Origin of the sequence: Alcaligenes sp. YSL9 (assembly GCF_030515105.1) — a bacterium.
GTDB classification, from domain to species: Bacteria; Pseudomonadota; Gammaproteobacteria; order Burkholderiales; family Burkholderiaceae_B; genus Alcaligenes; species Alcaligenes phenolicus.
Genome location: NZ_JALXJU010000003.1, coordinates 1 through 19,509, shown reverse-complemented (window position 1 = coordinate 19,509; position 19,509 = coordinate 1). Strand labels below are relative to the sequence as shown.

The window sequence follows — 19,509 nt, the reverse complement described above, 5'->3', positions numbered from 1 at the left end:
GCGATCCCGACGATTTACTGGCCCTGAAAACGGCCAAAACGTCCCTGCCAATACAGCAAAGGCGAATCCTGTGCCTGCTCGGCATGGTGCACCTGCAAGACACGGCCCAATACCAAAGCATGGCTATGACGTTCAATTACTTCCACGATCTGGCAGGCCAAAGCGGCAGGAGCTTGTCGTGCCAACCAGATACCGTGCTCGGTACGCAGCCAATCATGTCCGGCATAACGCGCATCGCCTTGCTCGCCTTTGAAACCGGCAAACTGCAAAGCCATGCCTGCCTGCTCGACACCCAGAATATTCACACCGAACAGGCCACTGTCACGCATTAAAGGCCAGGACGAGGAGCTTTGATTCACACAGACCAGTACCTCTGCCGGATCTGCGGCTACCGAGGTGACCGACGTTGCCGTCAGGCCGCTACGCTGGCCCTGGTGTTCGACCGTAATCACATTGGCCGTGCCACCCAGATGGCGCATAGCAAGTTTGAACTGCTCGGCAGAAACTCCAGGCGCGTGCAGCGCTTGGTCTGTCGGCAAGGAAGCCAATTCCACAGGCATGATTCACCCTTTTTTAATCTTATGGGCAGCACAGTCATCAGGACGGTGCTGCCTGCGTGGCGTACGTGAACTGGCTATCCCCCAGAGCAAACCCAAGCCTGCCCGATAGCCAGAAAATCGCTCTTAGCGAATGCCACGCTGCTGCAACAAAGGCAGCACAGTATCACGGAAATAAGGGAATTCCTTTACATAGTCCACAAAGGACAAGGTTGTTCCCCGGAAACCGGCTTCGTGCAACGCACACAAACCGTCAGCCACTTGCTCGGGCGTACCCACCAGCGGGAAGCCACCATGGCCCGCGGCCATACGCTCGCGAATCTGCTCCAGCAGCTCGTGCGGGAAGGAATGGGCGTGGGCAAACTGCAAATTCATCAGGTTATCCACCGCACCATTGTCGATATTGGCCATGATGCGTTCCCACTCGGCCTTGGCCTCGGCTTGCGTCGGACGGCAAACCACGTGCGAGAAGGTCATCACATCAACCTTGCGGCCTTGCGCTTGGCCTTGTGCCTTGAGTTCAGCCACTTCCTTTCTGGAGCGCTCCAACTCCATGGCAGGCGTGAACAGGAAGTTCGCGTTGCGGCTGGCAAACTCACGGCCCTGACCGGAACCAGCCGCGTTAAAGATAGGTGGATCAAATTCAGGGCGGGGGTTGCCGTAGACGCCTTTGGCCTGAAAGTACTTGCCATCCCAATCGAAGCGACCGTCGTGGTGCCAGATCTTCTTGATCAGATCGAACCACTCTTGTGCATAGCCATAGCGGGTTTCGTGATCATCAGGCAACTTCACACCCAAAGCGTCGTACTCGGGCTTGTTCCAGCCAGCCACAATATTCAGACCGACACGGTTGCCGCTCATCTGAGCCATGGTGGCGATCTGCTTGGCGATCACAACGGGGTGGTTCGCAACGGTGTGCACAGTGGCGAACACGCTGATATTGCGAGTATTGGCCAGCAAGGCCGTCGCCCAGGTGACAGTTTCCAGTACATAGCCGTGGAAATCGGTTTCGCCACCGTAGCCAATCCAACGGGCGATAGGCAGCATGAAGTCGATGCCAGCATCGTCCAGCAGCTTGCCCAACTTCAGATTGTTTTCCCACGTAGCCTGCCAGCGATCGGGCAAGGTCGATACCGTCATGCCACCACCGCAGTTGGTAGCAAAGGTTCCCAGCAGAAACTTATCGTGTGTGAGCAATGTATTCTGTGCCATCGCCAGTCTCCTGAAAATCGTTGTTCTTTACAGCTCACCACCATGGCGAAGCTGACATAGCGCAGATTTTAGGGATTGGCTTTACGGCCCACTATCGGATCACTGCCGGTTTTATCAATTGCCTGCAATTATTTGAACTTTAAAGCTCTACAGGCCACCAAACCTAGCAAAAACCCTTATATAACAGCGGCTTGTCGTGTTTTCAGAACTTTTTTCAATAGTCAAAGCACCCTGCTTTACACCTTCACACTGTACTGAAACGGAGTCCACGCTCTGGCTCAAGCCCACGCTTGGACTTATATGAGGGGTAGGCTTGGCACTAAGCCTGGGGCAAAAGCGAAACGAAAGTGGGAAACAAGGCCAGCAGCAACAGCAGCAACAAGGTTAAGACCTTCCCAAAAATGCCCAGCCCATGATGAACAAGAGACCATACGCCGCCAATAAAAAAACGGACTCCTGAGAGTCCGTTTTCAATACTACTGTAGAAACAAGCGGCGCTTATTCAGCAGCGGCTTCTTCCTGAACTTCTGGACGATCCACCAGCTCCATGAATGCCATAGGAGCGTTGTCACCCTGACGGAAACCCATTTTCAGGATGCGGGTGTAGCCGCCGTTACGCTCTTGGTAACGTGGGCCGAAAACTTCAAACAGCTTGGTCACTGCATCGCGGTCGCGCAGACGGGCGAAAGCCAAACGACGGTTTGCCAAGGTTGGGTTTTTAGCCAAAGTGATCAGAGGCTCAACCACGCGGCGCAGCTCTTTAGCTTTAGGCAGGGTGGTTTTGATGGCTTCGTGAGTCAGCAGGGACACGGACATGTTGCGGAACATGGCCAAACGGTGGCTGCTGGTACGATTCAGTTTACGTAGACCGTGACGGTGACGCATGATGATTTTCCTAAATAATGAATCTAATTGGCACGCCGCTTATGCGACATGCGTAAATCCGGTTCTTCTATCAGCTAAGCTGCGGACCAGATGGACAGCGCAAAACAATAGCACATTTTCAGCCGCCACCTACACTTTTTGCAGGTGTACAACACCAGAAAAAGTGTAAGCGGCGTCTAAGTACGTCTGTCTTGCTTACTACTTATGGACGCTCAAGACCCAGTGGTGGCCAGTTTTCGAGCTTCATGCCCAAAGTCAGACCACGTGCAGCCAACACTTCCTTGATTTCGTTCAAGGACTTGCGACCCAGGTTTGGAGTCTTCAACAGTTCGTTTTCGGTACGCTGGATCAGATCGCCGATGTAGTAGATATTTTCGGCTTTCAGGCAGTTTGCGGAACGAACCGTCAGTTCCAGATCGTCGACAGGACGCAGCAACACAGGATCGATCTGTGGAGCGCCACGCACTGGAGCTTCGTAGGCATCGCCCACACCTTCCAGAGCAGCAAACACAGAGATTTGATCCATCAGGATGCGAGCGGACTGGCGCACGGCTTCCTCGGGCGAGATCACGCCGTTGGTTTCGATGTCCAGAACCAGCTTGTCCAGGTCAGTACGCTGTTCCACACGGGCGTTTTCGACCGCGTAGCTAACACGACGCACTGGGCTGTAGGAGGCGTCCAGCACGATACGACCGATCGTGTGGGTGCGATCATCAGCCAGGGCGCGCACGTTACCAGGAACGTAGCCACGGCCTTGCTCAACCTTGATTTGCATTTCCAGCTTGCCGTCGTCGGTCAAGGTGGCAATCACATGATTGGGGTTGATGATTTCAACGTCGTGCGGCAATTCGATGTCGCTGGCCAGAACTTGGCCGGCGCCTTCCTTGCGCAGGATCAGGGTAACTTCTTCACGGCTGTGCAGCTTGAAGACCACGCCCTTCAGGTTCATCAAGATATCAACCACGTCCTCGCCCACGCCTGGCAGCGTGGAGTACTCGTGCACCACACCGGTAATCTGCACTTCAGTGGGTGCATAGCCGGTCATGGAGGACAGCAAGATACGACGCAGTGCGTTGCCCAGAGTGTGGCCGTAGCCGCGCTCGAAAGGCTCCATGATCACCTTGGCGTGATTTTTGCTGATCGGTTCAACTTCAATGGAACGGGGTTTCAAAAAACCTTGAGACATTCGATTTCCTTTTCAATACCCTCGGCTCGTTACACCGATAAGGCTGACGGAAACTGGCAAAGCCAGCGGGATAGTATCGCAAAGCCCACTTGCCGAAAATCGGGAAGTGGGCCTGCGATTACTGCATTGCGTAAGAGGTCTTCGCGTACAAAATTAACGCGAGTACAACTCAACAACCAGCGATTCGTTGATGTCTTGAGCGACATCAGCGCGATCAGGAGCTTGCTTGAACACGCCGGACAGCTTGGCGGTGTCAACTTCTACCCACTGAGGCAAGCCAATGCCCGTAGCCAGATCCAGGGATTCCTTGATACGGCCTTGGGATTTAGCTTTTTCGCGCACGGAAACAACGTCACCAGCCTTGATCAGCATGGAAGCGATGTCAGCGGTGTGACCGTTGACTTCGATTGCACGGTGGTTCACCAGCTGACGTGCTTCTGCACGTGTAGAGCCAAAGCCCATGCGGTAAACCACGTTGTCCAGACGCGATTCCAGCAATTGAATCAGCGTTTCACCGGTGTTGCCACGACGGCGGTCAGCTTCAACGTAGTACTTGCGGAACTGCTTTTCCAGCACGCCGTACATACGCTTGAGCTTTTGCTTTTCGCGCAGCTGCAGACCGAAGTCAGACGTACGAGCACCGGAGGTGCGGCCGTGCTGACCAGGACGCGATTCCAGTTTGCACTTGGAATCCAGCGAGCGACGGGCGCTCTTCAAAAACAGATCGGTACCCTCGCGACGCGAGAGCTTGCATTTTGGTCCAATATAACGAGCCACTTCGCTTCCCCTTAGATGCGACGACGCTTGGGCGGACGGCAGCCGTTATGCGGAACCGGTGTGATGTCTGCAATGCTGGTGATCTTGATACCCAGAGCATTCAGAGCACGCACAGACGATTCACGGCCTGGACCGGGGCCCTTGATGCGAACTTCAAGATTTTTAATACCGTATTCCATGGCAGTACGGCCGGCTGTTTCAGCGGCAACCTGCGCGGCAAACGGCGTGGATTTACGAGAGCCTTTAAAGCCCGCGCCACCCGACGTAGCCCAGGACAATGCGTTGCCCTGACGGTCAGTAATGGTGATGATCGTGTTGTTAAAAGAAGCGTGGACGTGAGCAATCCCGTCCGACACGCTTTTTTTGACTTTCTTGCGTGCGCGTGAAGCGCTGCTAGAAGCTTTGGCCATCTTCTATTCCTCGATTATTTCTTCAGGGACGCGGCGGCGCGACGCGGACCTTTACGGGTGCGAGCGTTAGTGCGTGTACGTTGGCCGCGCACTGGCAGACCGCGACGATGACGCATGCCACGGTAAGTTCCCAAGTCAGCCAAACGCTTGATCGAGAGCTGAACTTCACGACGCAGGTCACCTTCTACGGTGAACAGGCCGATCTGTTCGCGAATGCGCTCGAGTTCCGCGTCGGTCAGATCTTTGACCTTCTTGGAGTATTCAATACCCGATGCTTCGCAAATCTTGCGAGCGCGGGTGCGACCGATGCCGAAAATCGCGGTAAGACCGATTTCGGCGTGTTGATGCGGCGGGATGTTAATGCCGGCAATACGGGCCATGGTTATTCCTTGTTAAATCGGTTGCGTTTCGGCAACTTAGCCTTGACGCTGCTTATGACGTGGATCGGTGCAGATGACACGCACCACGCCATGACGTTTAATGATTTTGCAGTTGCGGCAGATCCGCTTTACTGATGCCATTACCTTCATGGTTTGACTCCTAGTTTCCTGTAACCGGCCGCTTATTTGGAGCGGAACACAATTCGTGCTCGGGATAGATCATAGGGCGTGAGCTCCACAGTGACCTTATCGCCCGGCAGAATCCGGATATAGTGCATACGCATTTTGCCTGAAATGTATCCGAGCACTACGTGACCATTTTCCAGCTTGACGCGAAAAGTTGCGTTGGGAAGGTTCTCAAGAACCTGTCCCTGCATTTGAATGACGTCGTCCTTTGCCATTTTCGTGAATTACCGCATCGGCAAGCTCGAGCCTTTGAAGTTAGCCTTCTTGAGCAGCGAGTCGTATTGTTGTGACATGACATAGGCCTGGGCCTGCGCCATGAAGTCCATGGTTACTACAACAATAATCAGCAAGGATGTGCCGCCAAAATAGAACGGTACATTCCAGCGCATTTGCAAGAACTCTGGTACCAAACACACCAAGGTAATGTAGATCGCACCGGCCAAAGTCAGACGCATCAAAATCTTGTCGATATAACGCGCTGTCTGATCACCGGGACGAATCCCTGGTACGAAGGCTCCACTCTTTTTCAGGTTGTCTGCAGTTTCGCGGCTGTTGAACACCAGGGCCGTGTAGAAAAAGCAGAACAAAATGATCAGCGCGGAGAACAAAGTAATGTAAAGCGGCTGACGCGGCGACAAAGCAGCCTCGATTTCACGCAACCAACCCAGACCGGGTGTGCTGGAGAACCAATTAGCAATTGTCGCTGGCAACAGAATGATGGACGAAGCGAAGATCGGAGGGATCACGCCAGCCATGTTCAGTTTCAGCGGCAAATGCGAGCTTTGACCACCATAGATACGGTTACCTACTTGCCGTTTGGCGTAGTTGACCGTGATACGACGCTGACCACGCTCGACAAAGACGACGAAGTACGTGACGGCGGCTACTAAAACGAGGATAAACAGTGCCGATAGAATCGACATGGAATCCGTACGCACCAGATCAAGCATACCGCCCAAAGCATTAGGCAGACCCGCTACGATACCGGCGAAGATCAGGATGGAAATACCATTACCCAATCCACGTTCAGTGATTTGTTCACCCAGCCACATGACGAACATGGTGCCAGTGACCAGTGTTACCACTGTCGTGAAGCGAAACAGCATCCCTGGGTCGATAACCAGACCGGGCTGCGATTCTAGAGCGATGGAAATCCCAACTCCCTGGAACAAAGCCAAAAAGACCGTTCCGTAACGGGTGTATTGCGTGATCTTGCGACGACCCGACTCACCCTCTTTCTTGATTGCTTCCAGCGTGGGCACCACAGCGGTCATCAATTGCATGATGATGGACGCAGAGATGTAGGGCATGATTCCCAGTGCGAACACTGAGAATCGCTCTAAAGCACCACCGGAGAACATATTAAACAAACCCAGAATACCACTCTGGTTTTGAGTAAACAGTTCGGACAAGGCATCAGGATTGATGCCTGGTACCGGAATGTGCGTACCCAAGCGGTAGACAATCAGGGCGAGCAACAGGAAAACGAGACGACGTTTCAAATCGCCGTAGCGCGGACCCGACTTACTCTGTGCCTGAGCTTTTGCCACCGTGACCCCTTTTTATTCCAGCGAGCCGCCGGCTGCTTCGATCGCGGCGCGAGCGCCGGCCGTTGCATTAATGCCTTTCAGCGCAACTTTACGGGAAAGTTCACCGGACTTGATGACTTTAGCGTAACGCACCATTTGGCCAACCACGCCAGCCTGCTTCAGTGCCTGGACGTCGATAACTTCGGCATCCATTTTTTGCAGTTCGGACAGACGTACTTCTGCGTACAGGTGGTCGTCCAGGGTGGTGAAACCACGCTTGGGCAAACGACGTTGCAAAGGCATTTGACCGCCTTCGAAACCGACTTTATGAAAACCACCCGAGCGGGATTTCTGGCCTTTATGACCACGTCCGCCGGTTTTGCCCAAGCCGGAACCGACACCGCGACCAACACGACGTGCTGCGTGTTTGGCGCCAGCGGCGGGCTTGAGATTGTTCAATTGCAATTCAGACATCCCGATTCCTTTCAGGCTTCCGAGACCGTAACCAGATAATCCACCTTGCGGATCATCCCACGAACCTCAGGAGTATCAACCAATACACGGCTGGTGTTGACTCGGCGCAGACCCAGGCCGCGAACGGTGTCGCGATGGCTTTGCTTTGTGCCGATGACCGAACGCACCAACGTAACTTTGATTTGTTTCTGTGCCATGACTTACCCCAGAATTTCTTCAACTGTCTTGCCGCGCTTGGCAGCAATGTCAGCAGGTGTCGAGCAAGCACGCAAACCGTTCAATGTAGCGCGAACCATGTTGTATGGGTTGCTGGAACCCAGGCTCTTGGCTACGACGTTGCGCACGCCCATCACTTCGAAGATAGCGCGCATTGGGCCACCGGCGATAACGCCAGTACCTTCAGCTGCGGGAGAGATCAGAACGGTGGCTGCACCGTGCTTACCAACTACGGTGTGATGCAAAGTGCCGTTCTTCAGAGGCACTTTGATCAGACCACGACGGGCCTGTTCCATTGCCTTCTGAACAGCAACGGGTACTTCGCGGGCCTTGCCCTTACCCATGCCGATGCGACCATCGCCATCACCGACCACGGCCAGCGAAGCAAAGCTCATGGTGCGACCACCTTTAACGACTTTGCTGACGCGGTTGACCGCAATCATCTTTTCTTTCAGGCCGTCATCGCGCTCTTGCTCTGGAGCCTGTCTGCCTTGTGCTTTAGCCATTTGATAATTCCTTTAGAATTTCAAGCCGGCTTCACGCGCGGCCTCGGCCAGCGCTTTCACGCGGCCATGGTAACGGAAGCCCGAGCGGTCAAAAGCAACCGTCTCGATGCCCGCAGCCTTCGCCTTTTCGGCGACGCGCTTGCCAACCAGGCTGGCTGCCGCTACGTTGCTGCCAACGGCCAATTCTTTGCGAACTTCGGTCTCGACAGTGGAAGCACTGACCAGAACGCGGTCGCCTTCGGGCGAGATGATGCTCGCGTAAATATGCGTATTCGTGCGATGCACCGACAGGCGGTGTACGCGCAGCTCGGCGATCTTGCGGCGAGTAGCCACTGCACGACGCATACGGGATTGTTTCTTGTCCATGATTCGTCCTTGCCTGCGGGCTTATTTCTTCTTGGTTTCCTTGAGGATGACGCGTTCGCCGACGTAACGTACACCTTTGCCTTTGTAAGGCTCTGGTGGACGATAGCCACGAATTTCTGCGGCAACCTGACCAACCACCTGCTTGTTCGAGCCCTTGATCACGACTTCCGTCGGAGTTGGGCACTCGGCTTTGATGCCTTCAGGCAGGTCGTGCACGATGTCGTGCGAGAAACCCAGTTGCAACTTCAAGGCATTACCCTGGACGGAGGCACGGAAACCCACGCCAACCAGACTCAGCTTGCGTTCGAAACCGGCGCTCACGCCAACAACCATGTTGTTGACCAGTTGGCGCACGGTGCCGGACATTGCGTTTGCGTGACGAGTTTCGTTCGCAGGCACAAAAGACAGCTGACCGTCTTGAAGTTCAATAGTGACGTCGCCAGTCAGAGTTTGAACCAAAGTGCCCAGAGGGCCTTTGACCGTGATCTGATCAGCGGCAATGGTCGTTTCTACGCCTTTAGGCAGGGAAACGGGATACTTAGCGATACGTGACATATGATGTTCTCCTTATGCCACGTAGCACAGCACTTCGCCACCGACGCCAGCTGCACGTGCTTTGCGATCGGTCATCACGCCGCGAGACGTGGACACGATAGCAACACCCAAGCCGTTCATGACTTGAGGGATGTGTGTGCTGCCTTTGTAGATGCGCAGTCCAGGACGCGAAACGCGGTCGATGCGCTCGATGACTGGCTGGCCGGCATAGTATTTCAGGGTGACTTCCAGTTCTGGCTTGGCTTTTTCGCCAACGATACGGAAATCTTCGATGTAGCCTTCGTCTTTCAGCACAGCAGCAATAGCTGCTTTCAGCTTCGAGGAGGGCATGCTGACCGATGTCTTGTTGACCATTTGCGCGTTACGCACGCGGGTCAACATATCGGCGATTGGATCGCTCATGCTCATGTGTATTTCTCCTACCAGCTGGCCTTGGTCATACCGGGGATCTCGCCGCGCATTGCCATTTCGCGCACTTTATGGCGAGTCAAACCGAATTTCTTGAAAACACCACGAGGGCGACCGGTGATAACGCAGCGGTTGCGTTGACGGGTCGGGTTCGCGTTGCGTGGCAATTGTTGCAACTGCAAACGAGCCTCGTAGCGCTCTTCGTCAGACTTGGACTGGTCGTCAATGATCGCTTTCAGTGCTGCACGCTTGGCGGCGAATTTCTCAGCCAGCTTGGCGCGCTTGATGTCGCGATTGATGAGGGAAAGTTTAGCCACGTTGCGCCCCTTAGTTGCGGAACGGGAAGCTGAACGCGCTAAGCAGCGCCTTGGCCTCTTCGTCCGTCTTGGCAGAAGTAGTGATGCTGATGTTCAGACCACGCACTGCGTCGATTTTGTCGTACTCGATTTCGGGGAAAATGATTTGCTCTTTAACCCCCATGTTGTAGTTGCCACGGCCGTCAAACGCACGACCCGACACACCACGGAAGTCACGAACGCGTGGCAGAGCCACAGCGACCAGACGATCCAGGAATTCGTACATGCGTTGACCGCGCAGGGTCACCATACAACCGATCGGGTAATCTTCGCGAATCTTAAAACCGGCAATAGCTTTGCGGGTTTTCGTGATAACGGGCTTCTGACCAGCAATTTTGGTCATGTCCGATACCGCGTTCTCGATAATCTTCTTGTCAGCAACCGCTTCCGAGACACCCATGTTCAGAGTGATCTTGGTGATGCGGGGTACTTCCATAATGCTCTTGTACTCGAACTGCTTTTGCAGATCGGCAACCACTTTTTCGCGGTAGAACTCTTGTAAACGTGCCATGTTATCCGCCCCTTAAGCCTTGGCGCCAACGGCTTTGCCGCTGGAACGATAAACACGCGTCTTCTGACCGTCGATCACCTGGATACCAACGCGGTCGCCCTTGCCGGTTTCCGGGTTGAACAGTGCAACGTTCGAGATGTGGATAGGCATGGTCTTGTCGACGATACCACCCTGCGTGCCAGCCATAGGATTGGCTTTAACGTGTTTTTTGACTACGTTGATGCCTTCCACGATGACGTGGTCTGCATCGACGCGTTGCAGTACTGTGCCACGGCGTTTTTTATCACGGCCGGTCAGCACAATAACTTCGTCGCCTTTACGAATTTTTTGCATTTTTTCGCGCTCCTTACAGCACTTCGGGAGCCAAGGACACGATCTTCATGAACTTCTCGGTACGCAGTTCACGCGTAACGGGTCCGAAGATACGGGTGCCGATGGGTTCCAGCTTGGCATTGAGCAATACGGCGGCATTGCCACCGAAACGAATCAGCGAACCGTCTTTACGGCGCACGCCCTTAGCGGTACGAACCACTACAGCGTTGTAGATTTCGCCTTTTTTGACGCGTCCGCGCGGGGCCGCTTCTTTAACGGTAACTTTGATGATGTCACCAATTGCGGCATAACGGCGCTTCGAGCCGCCCAGCACCTTGATGCACATTACGGAACGCGCACCTGTGTTGTCGGCCACGTCCAGCGTGGTCTGCATTTGAATCATGATTTTTCCTGTTCCAACTTAATTGCAACGATCCAGTCAAAATGACTGGGTCACACAACCAGTTTTGGTCCCGTCAGATTCGGATCCAGCCAGTTCGATACCGTAAACCCGATCTCGATCTGGTCCGGCAAGCCGAACCCTAGGTTGAAATCTTGCGAGAGACAAAACGTTGTATTACCAACTTCAATCCGGATAGGCGACTAAGCCTCTCCGGTCAAAATAAAGAGGTAAGCCACATATACTAGCAAATAAGCCCCAGAAAAACAAGGATTTATTTGCTAAGGCCTTGGCACGACGGCGTTTTCACGCAACAACTCGTCCAGCTGGGCACTATTGCTGCCTCGGGTTACCCGGCGCAAACCTATCCCCAATTCCTGCAGGCTCTGCAGGAACGCTGTCAGCAAATGTCGGCCACCCACCTCGGCCTGCAGCGTCTGGGCGCGCTCATCGTCCAGGACAATATATTTGAGTGCCATCATGTGCAACCACAGAATCGATTCGGGCTGCTCCAGAACACGACGCAGACCAAATTGCACACCCAAGGGCCGCAATTTATCCACGAAAGCGACCGTTTCCACATCGTGCTCACTCAGGCAATAAGCATCCAGTTCGATAATCAGACGCCGGGCCTTGTCACCGGCCTTGGCCAGAACCTCTGCCACCTGATCTGCAAATCCAGGCTTGATCACCGATGCCCAGGAGACACGGACACTCAAACTGCCCTCGTTATCGGCTAACCAGTCGCTTGCCAGCTCCATCGTACGCAAGTCACACTGCCACGACAGACCCAGACGCACCGCCACCGGAATGAACAAATAGGCAGGCAAACTGGCCTGTCCCGGTTGCTCGGGCAACAAATTCAGGGTTGCATCGTGAATCTGGCCCGCTTGCCCCCAGACTTCAACGCCCGGCTTCACACTCAATTCAATCCGGCCTTGCTCCAGACCACGCTCAATACGTGAATGCCATTCCTGCTCACCAATGGAAGAGCTCGCCTCGGAGTGAATCCCTTCAGACGGACGGTATTCCACTTCCTGATGCCCTGCCCCTTCGGCGCGCATCAAGGCATTGTCCAAACGCGTCATCACGGCGCTGAGCGAGTCCTGACCTTCATAGTTCGTCATCGCCATGGACCAGCGGCACAAACTGCCATCGGGTAGAGGCTGGCGCAATTCCTGCAAGGCAGTACGCAGTTCCTGGGCAAAGCCCATCACTTGAGGACCCGTCTGGCCCTTGAGCAGCACAATAAAATCAGAACCATTCAAGCGCGCCAGATTGCCCGCGTCCATGCCATTTTTCTGCAATAGCTCCGTACAACGCTGAGTCACCAGCTTCAGCCAGGCATCCACCGCGTCACGAGACAGGGAGGTATTCAATGGCAGCAAGTCCCGCTGACGGAATAACAGCACATGGCCGCCCTCTTCCTGTTGCAGCACCTGACGGAACATATTCACGAAGTACTTGCGATTGGCCAGGCCCGTGACCGGATCGCAGTTCAACTCCAGCTGTAACTGCTCGATTCGGGCATTTTGCTCCTGGCTGCTAACACGAATACGTTTTTGCACCGTGCTTAAGGTATGTGTGACGGCTTCCAGCTCGGGGATCGTGCGCACTTTCTTGCGGCTGGGTACAGACTCGCTTTGATCCATCTGTTGCAGCTCGAACTGGACGTGTTCGCGCAAAGCCCGGCGCAACCAGGCCATGACCATCAATACAAACACACCCCAGGCAACCCCGGCGCCCAGCACCAACAAAGTGACGCGCACAAAACTTTTCCACAAACTGGCGCGGGCGTACTCGTCAGCAGGTTTTACTTCGATCGTACCAATCTGATTCCAGCCATTACTGACATGGGCCGAGGCCACGGGTACATCAATCGGCAAAGAGTTGGCGAACCACGCGGGCGAAGATCCGCTGATCTGTGTTTCTTGCTGAGCACTACGCTCCACCAGGACCGTATCGGAGGTGTCAATAAAGCGGATACGCTCAAACTGCCCGGTATCGTACAAGGCGGCAATCAAAAGCTCCTGCGTCACCGGGTCCTGGTTGCTGGGCTGGGACAAGGTCAAGGCCAGCGAAGTCGCAGCCGACTCACCCTGAGCCTGCAACTGACTGCTCAAATACTGCCTTGCCGAATCGACGCTGAACCACAGCGTGCCAATCAAGATAGCAAGAATCGCGCACGAGACACTTAGCAGGAGCTGTTTAAGTAAAGACATAGCGCTTCCGTATATTCCATAAATTCTGGTCTAGCCCACCCGACAAGGGTGTCCTGAAGTCTGTTTCCATTTGGTGCTCTAGCCCAAGGACCGGCACATCATCAAGGAACAAAACCTTCCTTACGCATTTTTTCCAGCAAACCACGCCACCGGCTGATACTGTCCACCGAACCTTTCTGGGCATTACCCACATACACCCCTTGCGAATTGAAGCTGAACACAGGGGTCAAATCAGGACGCTGGCTGGCGGGGCGAATCGAGCCACTTAAATTATCCAGCAGCAAAGGCTCGGCCTGGGGCGTGGGATAGTAGCCCAGAACCATGTGCGCAATGCTTTGCCCACCTACTTGAGCCCGCACGTAAATCAATCGCAGTTTTTCATTGGGCACACCCAGGTGCAACAAGGAAAAATACTTGCCGATAACAAAGTCCTCACAGTCACCCGCCGCTTTGCCCAAAGTCTCGATGGGCGTGGCCCAATAGTCCAGCTGGCCCCAAATATGAATGTCCTCGCCAGCCATCACATTCATATTCCAAAAATCATTGACGGCATCCAGCTGACGACGCTCACTTAAACCACGGGCGGACTCCAGATTGGCCATCCACCGATCCACGGCAGTCCCGGCACGGGCGCCAAAGCGGGAAACGGCGGTCTGGCGAATCTTGCTGACCTCGAACTGCAAGGCAGGCGCCGACAAGGGCAGCCACACCACAACCAGCAGTGCGACCAGCACAAACAGCGCAATCCTAGATCGAAGAAAAAGGCGTAGCCAGGCAAGAGACAAGAGCACGTCAATCCCAAATAAGCAAACCCTTATAACGGCGTTATAGCTTGCCTATTTAGTGAACGCTTGGCAATCGACAAAGCGTCTGAACCCTCTATATATAGAGCAGGCTGTTAAACGGTCTCGAATCACCCCAGCAAAAAGAAACAGCTGGTCTACAAAACCGCAGAGCCAACGCCTACCAGCTCAGCCTGGCCAGCCGTTCTGCTGCATGCACCCTCTTTCCTGCAGCCACATCAAGGATCATAGTCACAAATGCCAAACACCCACTATTGGCGCTGACGACAAGCTGCAGACATAAAAAAACCCCACAAACCCAAAAAGGCTTGTGGGGCTTGGGCACTACCCGCAGATAGTGCCTATCCGGTGAACAGCTTAGAAATCAGAAGACTTCAAAGTACCGTCTTTCAGCGAGTTGGCGATCTGGGCTGCCTTCTCTGCGTCAAAGTCGATGTTGTCCAGAATGATCTTCTGATCGATCTGGCCATTACCTTGAGAGCTGATACCGATTTCCATCTTGCCGTTATCCGAGCTGCCTACCGTCAGGTACTGGCTCAGATTACCGTCGTTGACGTCGTGGCCCGACAGCAAATCAGTGATATCCAAGGTGTCGGTACCCGAATCACCAAAGTCCATCACGTAATCCACAGCCGGTTTGCTGCTGGTACCTTCATCACCCTTGTTCCATACGAAGGTGTCATCACCCTCGCCGCCGAACATGATGTCGTCGCCAGCACCGCCGATCAGGATATCGTTGCCACCTTGGCCGTACAGGATGTCGTTACCAGCACCACCATCAAGGATGTCGTTACCACCGCGCTTGTCACCGTCAACATTGAAGTCAGCGTGGTTTTCCTTGATGTACTCGTACAGATCATTACCTGTTGCTGGAGTACCGCCGTTCTTCATTTGCAAGAACACTTCCAGCGCCTTCAAGCCCGAGCCGTCAGGCAGGTTGTCTGGACGACCACCCACTTCATGCCATGGCAACACATCGCCATCGGTATTGATCGTGTCACCAAAGATGATGTCGTTGCCGTCACCACCGATGATGTGGTCATTACCAACGGGGGCTGGATCGTTCGTTACCGAACCACCCTTCAAGGCTGCATCCAGGTCTTCCTTGGTGTTGACGATATCGACCTTGTTAACCTCAGTCCAATCTTGAGGATTGCCGGAGGACAACAGCGTTACGTCATCAATGTAGACCTTGTAGTTACTGCTGCTGGAACGATCGTCCACCAGGAACTCGAAGCGGTATTGGCCTTCGCCCACGGGCTTGGTCGTGATGGTGCCGGAGCTACCTGGACGACCACCTTCCTGCACAACTTCCCAGTTACCTGTCTTCTCGTTGTACTTCTGCAGTTGCCACTTGAAGACGTCGGCACTGTTACGGCCGCTTTCAGCATAGTGGAAGCTCAACTTGCCATAGCTGCCCGCAGCAACGGTCATACCTGGGCCACGAACGGTAGTCGCGGTATCGCCATTGCGGCTGTAGGTATCCGTAATTTCCAATCGGTTATCCGGATACCAAGTGCTACCCTGGTTCTTGACTCCAACTGTGCCGTTACCGCCGACCTTGTTCCAACCGTCATGACGGCCGTTTTCAAAGTCAGTCACGTCCTTGGTGCCACGAACAACGTCAACAACCTCAGTACCCGTGTTGTCGTATTTGCGCAGGACATCCACGCTGACGTCGTTACCAATACCCACGGCGTAAACCTTGCTACCCGAAGAGGTAACCAGGCTGTCGTAGGCTGCCTTACCACGCGAATCAGCCGTAGCGTCGTAACCGCTACCAGCACCTTGGCCAGTACCGTACTGGGTTGGGTTACCGTCAGTCAGGAAGTAAGTAACGTTTTCATAAGCGTTGCCGTACTTGTCGACTGCAGGTGCATCGCCAGTCTTGAACCATGCTTCAGCGGCCTTGAAGGCTGCTTCGTAGTTGGTACCACCCACGCTGGAGTTCCAGCTGGAGTTGTAGCCGTTCAAGGTATCAATCGAATTGAGCAGATTGATCAAATCGGCATGAGTCAGGTCCTTGAAGACCATAGGCGTATCAGCCCTGGTACCAAAGCCAATAATGCTCAAGTTCACCGTGCCGCCTTCGTGGTTGGCCAAGCTTTCAGCCAAGGTCGTCAGCGCAGCCTTGAGCAACTGCATACGGTTCATATTGTCCGTACCAGAGGCTTCCTTCATGCTGTTGGAACGGTCAACCAGGATGGCAATGTTGTAGCTCTGGCCGTGAACAATGTTTTCTTGCACACCGCCGCGGTCACCAATAATGACGTCGTCGCCCACGCCACCATTCGGATTGCCACCACCGTTACCATCAACAATCAGTTGATCCACATCCAGCGTGTATGGGCCGGAGTCGTTGGCAGACGCACTGTTGCCAGCCGAGTCTGTCGTCGTCACTTTGGCGTCAACCGTGTCGTTCTTCAACAGATCCTGTACAGGTACTGGGATCTTGAAGGTCAGATCATTGCCAACAGTACCGGTGTATTCCTTGCCACCGATAGTCAGAGTCACGGTATCGCCGGGCTGTACATCCTTGCCAACCGTACCGGTCACATCAATCGTACCCTTGCCGTCACCAGCCTCATTGTGATCCAGCACGCCGTCACCGGCGATCGGGTCCAACGTGATCTCGGCTTCAGGCAATGTGGTCTGCACACCGTAGTCGCGGTCAGCTTCAGCCCTAGCGCTGTTACCGGCGTCGTCCTTGGTCTCGACCTTGGCGTGGACGTTGTCATCCAGAGCCAGCTCGGAGCCAGGAACATTCACGTTCCAGGTCTTGCCATCGGTATTAACCGTGGTGGTGTAATCCTTGCCGTTCACGGTCACAGTGACCTTGTCGCCAGCCTTGACGTCCTGACCAACCTTACCAGTGATGGTGATGGTGGACTCGGACTCAGCCTTGTTGATCACATCGTCACCCGCAATGGTGTCGATGGTAATCGAAGCTTCTGGCAGGTCGGTATCGACACCGTAGCCGCGGTCGGCTTCAGCCGAAGCGGGGTTACCGGCGGCGTCTTCAGTCTCGACCTTGGCGTGTACGTTCGAATCCTGGGCCAGCTCAGAGCCAGGAACGTCCACGTTCCAGGTCTTGCCATCGGCGTTAACGGTGGTCGTGTAGTCCTTGCCGTTCACGGTCACAGTGACGGTGTCACCAGCCTTGACGTCTTTACCCACGGTACCAGTGATGGTCACGTCAGACTCGGACTCAGCCTTGTTGATCACGTCGTCACCGGCAATGGTGTCGATCGTGATCGAAGCTTCGGGCAGGTCGGTATCGACACCGTAGCCGCGGTCGGCTTCAGCCGAAGCGGGGTTGCCCGCAGCGTCTTCAGTCTCGACCTTGGCGTGTACGTTCGAATCCTGGGCCAGCTCAGAGCCAGGAACGTCCACGTTCCAGGTCTTGCCATCGGCATTAACGGTGGTCGTGTAGTCCTTACCGTTCACGGTCACAGTCACCGTGTCACCGGCCTTCACATCCTTGCCAACCGTACCAGTGATGGTCACGTCAGACTCGGACTCGGCCTTGTTGATCACGTCGTCGCCAGCAATGGTGTCGATGGTGATCGAAGCTTCAGGCAGGTCGGTATCCACACCGTAGCCACGGTCAGCTTCAGCCGAAGCAGGGTTACCTGCAGCGTCTTCGGTCTCGACCTTGGCGTGAACATTGCTGTCCTGAGCCAGTTCGGTACCAGGAACATCCACGTTCCAGGTCTTACCATCGGCGTTAACCGTCGTGGTGTAGTCCTTGCCGTTAACCGTCACAGTGACAGTGTCGCCAGCCTTGACGTCCTGACCAACCTTACCAGTGATGGTGATGGTGGACTCGGACTCAGCCTTGTTGATCACATCGTCACCCGCAATGGTGTCGATGGTAATCGAAGCTTCTGGCAGGTCGGTATCGACACCGTAGCCGCGGTCGGCTTCAGCCGAAGCGGGGTTACCGGCGGCGTCTTCAGTCTCGACCTTGGCGTGTACGTTCGAATCCTGGGCCAGCTCAGAGCCAGGAACGTCCACGTTCCAGGTCTTGCCATCGGCGTTAACGGTGGTCGTGTAGTCCTTGCCGTTCACGGTCACAGTGACGGTGTCACCAGCCTTGACGTCTTTACCCACGGTACCAGTGATGGTCACGTCAGACTCGGACTCAGCCTTGTTGATCACGTCGTCACCGGCAATGGTGTCGATCGTGATCGAAGCTTCGGGCAGGTCGGTATCGACACCGTAGCCGCGGTCGGCTTCAGCCGAAGCGGGGTTGCCCGCAGCGTCTTCAGTCTCGACCTTGGCGTGTACGTTCGAATCCTGGGCCAGCTCAGAGCCAGGAACGTCCACGCTCCAGGTCTTGCCATCAGCGTTCACGGTGGTCGTGTAGTCCTTGCCGTTCACGGTCACAGTGACGGTGTCACCGGCCTTGACGTCTTTACCCACAGTACCGGTAACAGTGACATCCCCTTCCGATTCAGCCTTGTTGATTACGTCGTCACCGGCAATGGTGTCGATGGTGATCGAAGCTTCGGGCAGATCGGTGTCGACGCCGTAGCCGCGGTCAGCTTCAGCGCTCGCAGGGTTACCCGCAGCGTCTTCCGTTTCCACCTTGGCGTGAACATTGCTGTCCTGGGCCAGTTCGGTACCAGGAACATCCACGTTCCAGGTCTTGCCATCAGCGTTAACGGTGGTCGTGTAGTCCTTGCCGTTCACGGTCACAGTGACGGTATCACCAGCCTTGACGTCTTTACCCACGGTACCGGTGATGGTCACGTCGGACTCGGACTCGGCCTTGTTGATCACGTCATCGCCAGCAATGGTGTCGATCGTGATCGAAGCTTCGGGCAGGTCGGTATCGACACCGTAGCCACGGTCAGCTTCAGCACTGGCTGGGTTGCCCGCAGCATCTTCAGTCTCAACCTTGGCATGTACGTTCGAATCAGCAGCCAACTCGGAACCAGGAACATCCACGTTCCAGGTCTTGCCGTCAGCGTTCACGGTGGTCGTGTAGTCCTTGCCGTTCACGGTCACAGTGACGGTGTCACCGGCCTTGACGTCTTTACCCACAGTACCGGTAACAGTGACATCCCCTTCCGATTCAGCCTTGTTGATTACGTCATCACCGGCAATGGTGTCGATGGTGATCGAAGCTTCGGGCAGATCGGTGTCGACGCCGTAGCCGCGGTCAGCTTCAGCGCTCGCAGGGTTACCCGCAGCATCTTCGGTCTCGACCTTGGCATGTACGTTCGAATCCTGGGCCAGCTCAGAGCCAGGAA

General features: G+C 54.8%; 23 protein-coding genes. All 23 read right to left on the bottom strand.

Going from position 1 to position 19,509, the window contains the following annotated elements; translation table 11 throughout:
* Nucleotides 1–14: 14 nt before the first annotated feature.
* Complete coding sequence (locus M2Q46_RS12790) at nt 15–560, bottom strand: flavin reductase family protein (protein ID WP_009459970.1); 546 nt, start codon at nt 558–560, stop codon at nt 15–17.
* A gap of 123 nt (nt 561–683) precedes the next feature.
* A complete protein-coding gene (locus tag M2Q46_RS12785; protein ID WP_035269604.1) occupies nt 684–1,769 on the bottom strand; it encodes an LLM class flavin-dependent oxidoreductase in 1,086 nt (361 codons plus the stop codon).
* Between the two features lie 498 nt (nt 1,770–2,267).
* Nucleotides 2,268–2,654: a 50S ribosomal protein L17 gene (rplQ, locus tag M2Q46_RS12780; protein WP_003805334.1), complete on the bottom strand. Its 387-nt coding sequence runs from the start codon at nt 2,652–2,654 to the stop codon at nt 2,268–2,270.
* A gap of 202 nt (nt 2,655–2,856) precedes the next feature.
* Nucleotides 2,857–3,840, bottom strand: coding sequence for a DNA-directed RNA polymerase subunit alpha (gene rpoA, locus M2Q46_RS12775; protein WP_003805337.1), 984 nt, complete (start codon nt 3,838–3,840; stop codon nt 2,857–2,859).
* Between the two features lie 153 nt (nt 3,841–3,993).
* Entirely contained in the window at nt 3,994–4,617 is a 624-nt protein-coding gene (rpsD, locus tag M2Q46_RS12770) for a 30S ribosomal protein S4 (protein WP_009459976.1), read from the bottom strand.
* An 11-nt stretch (nt 4,618–4,628) separates the two neighbouring features.
* On the bottom strand, nt 4,629–5,027 hold the full coding sequence (gene rpsK, locus M2Q46_RS12765) for a 30S ribosomal protein S11 (RefSeq protein ID WP_003805343.1): 399 nt from the start codon (nt 5,025–5,027) through the stop codon (nt 4,629–4,631).
* A gap of 14 nt (nt 5,028–5,041) precedes the next feature.
* Nucleotides 5,042–5,407 carry a 30S ribosomal protein S13 gene (gene rpsM, locus M2Q46_RS12760; protein ID WP_003805346.1) on the bottom strand — a complete coding sequence of 122 codons (366 nt, stop codon included), beginning with the start codon at nt 5,405–5,407 and terminating at the stop codon, nt 5,042–5,044.
* A 36-nt stretch (nt 5,408–5,443) separates the two neighbouring features.
* Complete coding sequence (gene rpmJ, locus M2Q46_RS12755) at nt 5,444–5,557, bottom strand: 50S ribosomal protein L36 (RefSeq protein WP_003805360.1); 114 nt, start codon at nt 5,555–5,557, stop codon at nt 5,444–5,446.
* 32 nt (nt 5,558–5,589) lie between these two features.
* The gene (gene infA, locus M2Q46_RS12750; protein ID WP_003805361.1) at nt 5,590–5,808 is read right to left on the bottom strand and encodes a translation initiation factor IF-1; all 219 of its coding nucleotides are present in this window, start codon (nt 5,806–5,808) and stop codon (nt 5,590–5,592) included.
* A 9-nt stretch (nt 5,809–5,817) separates the two neighbouring features.
* Nucleotides 5,818–7,143 (bottom strand): preprotein translocase subunit SecY, encoded by a 1,326-nt coding sequence (secY, locus tag M2Q46_RS12745; RefSeq protein ID WP_003805363.1) that lies wholly within the window; start codon nt 7,141–7,143, stop codon nt 5,818–5,820.
* A gap of 12 nt (nt 7,144–7,155) precedes the next feature.
* Nucleotides 7,156–7,596: a 50S ribosomal protein L15 gene (rplO, locus tag M2Q46_RS12740; RefSeq protein WP_022983333.1), complete on the bottom strand. Its 441-nt coding sequence runs from the start codon at nt 7,594–7,596 to the stop codon at nt 7,156–7,158.
* A gap of 11 nt (nt 7,597–7,607) precedes the next feature.
* Entirely contained in the window at nt 7,608–7,793 is a 186-nt protein-coding gene (gene rpmD, locus M2Q46_RS12735) for a 50S ribosomal protein L30 (RefSeq protein ID WP_003805366.1), read from the bottom strand.
* Nucleotides 7,794–7,796: 3 nt separating this feature from the next.
* Nucleotides 7,797–8,318 carry a 30S ribosomal protein S5 gene (gene rpsE, locus M2Q46_RS12730; protein ID WP_003805367.1) on the bottom strand — a complete coding sequence of 174 codons (522 nt, stop codon included), beginning with the start codon at nt 8,316–8,318 and terminating at the stop codon, nt 7,797–7,799.
* A gap of 12 nt (nt 8,319–8,330) precedes the next feature.
* Complete coding sequence (rplR, locus tag M2Q46_RS12725; RefSeq protein ID WP_009459977.1) at nt 8,331–8,684, bottom strand: 50S ribosomal protein L18; 354 nt, start codon at nt 8,682–8,684, stop codon at nt 8,331–8,333.
* A 21-nt stretch (nt 8,685–8,705) separates the two neighbouring features.
* Nucleotides 8,706–9,239, bottom strand: a complete 534-nt coding sequence (gene rplF, locus M2Q46_RS12720) for a 50S ribosomal protein L6 (RefSeq protein WP_009459978.1) — start codon at nt 9,237–9,239, stop codon at nt 8,706–8,708.
* Between the two features lie 12 nt (nt 9,240–9,251).
* Nucleotides 9,252–9,647 carry a 30S ribosomal protein S8 gene (rpsH, locus tag M2Q46_RS12715; RefSeq protein WP_009459979.1) on the bottom strand — a complete coding sequence of 132 codons (396 nt, stop codon included), beginning with the start codon at nt 9,645–9,647 and terminating at the stop codon, nt 9,252–9,254.
* 11 nt (nt 9,648–9,658) lie between these two features.
* Nucleotides 9,659–9,964, bottom strand: coding sequence for a 30S ribosomal protein S14 (rpsN, locus tag M2Q46_RS12710; protein WP_003805371.1), 306 nt, complete (start codon nt 9,962–9,964; stop codon nt 9,659–9,661).
* A gap of 10 nt (nt 9,965–9,974) precedes the next feature.
* Nucleotides 9,975–10,514 carry a 50S ribosomal protein L5 gene (gene rplE, locus M2Q46_RS12705; RefSeq protein ID WP_009459981.1) on the bottom strand — a complete coding sequence of 180 codons (540 nt, stop codon included), beginning with the start codon at nt 10,512–10,514 and terminating at the stop codon, nt 9,975–9,977.
* 12 nt (nt 10,515–10,526) lie between these two features.
* A complete protein-coding gene (gene rplX, locus M2Q46_RS12700) occupies nt 10,527–10,847 on the bottom strand; it encodes a 50S ribosomal protein L24 (protein WP_003805373.1) in 321 nt (106 codons plus the stop codon).
* A 13-nt stretch (nt 10,848–10,860) separates the two neighbouring features.
* The gene (gene rplN / locus M2Q46_RS12695; RefSeq protein ID WP_003805375.1) at nt 10,861–11,229 is read right to left on the bottom strand and encodes a 50S ribosomal protein L14; all 369 of its coding nucleotides are present in this window, start codon (nt 11,227–11,229) and stop codon (nt 10,861–10,863) included.
* Nucleotides 11,230–11,507: 278 nt separating this feature from the next.
* The gene (locus M2Q46_RS12690) at nt 11,508–13,448 is read right to left on the bottom strand and encodes a LapD/MoxY N-terminal periplasmic domain-containing protein (protein ID WP_257112714.1); all 1,941 of its coding nucleotides are present in this window, start codon (nt 13,446–13,448) and stop codon (nt 11,508–11,510) included.
* A gap of 101 nt (nt 13,449–13,549) precedes the next feature.
* Nucleotides 13,550–14,182, bottom strand: coding sequence for a transglutaminase-like cysteine peptidase (locus tag M2Q46_RS12685; protein ID WP_035269590.1), 633 nt, complete (start codon nt 14,180–14,182; stop codon nt 13,550–13,552).
* 426 nt (nt 14,183–14,608) lie between these two features.
* The coding region (locus M2Q46_RS12680; RefSeq protein ID WP_302357374.1) for an Ig-like domain-containing protein at nt 14,609–19,509 on the bottom strand (4,901 nt) is incomplete at its 5' end.

What these genes read in the sequence shown, in the direction of transcription:
- M2Q46_RS12790 (WP_009459970.1), bottom strand. Translation starts at nt 560, where the DNA reads ATGCCTGTGGAATTGGCTTCCTTGCCGACAGACCAAGCGCTGCACGCG.
- M2Q46_RS12785 (WP_035269604.1), bottom strand. Translation starts at nt 1,769, where the DNA reads ATGGCACAGAATACATTGCTCACACACGATAAGTTTCTGCTGGGAACC.
- rplQ (WP_003805334.1), bottom strand. Translation starts at nt 2,654, where the DNA reads ATGCGTCACCGTCACGGTCTACGTAAACTGAATCGTACCAGCAGCCAC.
- rpoA (WP_003805337.1), bottom strand. Translation starts at nt 3,840, where the DNA reads ATGTCTCAAGGTTTTTTGAAACCCCGTTCCATTGAAGTTGAACCGATC.
- rpsK (WP_003805343.1), bottom strand. Translation starts at nt 5,027, where the DNA reads ATGGCCAAAGCTTCTAGCAGCGCTTCACGCGCACGCAAGAAAGTCAAA.
- rpsM (WP_003805346.1), bottom strand. Translation starts at nt 5,407, where the DNA reads ATGGCCCGTATTGCCGGCATTAACATCCCGCCGCATCAACACGCCGAA.
- rpmJ (WP_003805360.1), bottom strand. Translation starts at nt 5,557, where the DNA reads ATGAAGGTAATGGCATCAGTAAAGCGGATCTGCCGCAACTGCAAAATC.
- infA (WP_003805361.1), bottom strand. Translation starts at nt 5,808, where the DNA reads ATGGCAAAGGACGACGTCATTCAAATGCAGGGACAGGTTCTTGAGAAC.
- rplO (WP_022983333.1), bottom strand. Translation starts at nt 7,596, where the DNA reads ATGTCTGAATTGCAATTGAACAATCTCAAGCCCGCCGCTGGCGCCAAA.
- rpmD (WP_003805366.1), bottom strand. Translation starts at nt 7,793, where the DNA reads ATGGCACAGAAACAAATCAAAGTTACGTTGGTGCGTTCGGTCATCGGC.
- rpsE (WP_003805367.1), bottom strand. Translation starts at nt 8,318, where the DNA reads ATGGCTAAAGCACAAGGCAGACAGGCTCCAGAGCAAGAGCGCGATGAC.
- rplR (WP_009459977.1), bottom strand. Translation starts at nt 8,684, where the DNA reads ATGGACAAGAAACAATCCCGTATGCGTCGTGCAGTGGCTACTCGCCGC.
- rplF (WP_009459978.1), bottom strand. Translation starts at nt 9,239, where the DNA reads ATGTCACGTATCGCTAAGTATCCCGTTTCCCTGCCTAAAGGCGTAGAA.
- rpsH (WP_009459979.1), bottom strand. Translation starts at nt 9,647, where the DNA reads ATGAGCATGAGCGATCCAATCGCCGATATGTTGACCCGCGTGCGTAAC.
- rplE (WP_009459981.1), bottom strand. Translation starts at nt 10,514, where the DNA reads ATGGCACGTTTACAAGAGTTCTACCGCGAAAAAGTGGTTGCCGATCTG.
- rplX (WP_003805373.1), bottom strand. Translation starts at nt 10,847, where the DNA reads ATGCAAAAAATTCGTAAAGGCGACGAAGTTATTGTGCTGACCGGCCGT.
- rplN (WP_003805375.1), bottom strand. Translation starts at nt 11,229, where the DNA reads ATGATTCAAATGCAGACCACGCTGGACGTGGCCGACAACACAGGTGCG.
- M2Q46_RS12690 (WP_257112714.1), bottom strand. Translation starts at nt 13,448, where the DNA reads ATGTCTTTACTTAAACAGCTCCTGCTAAGTGTCTCGTGCGCGATTCTT.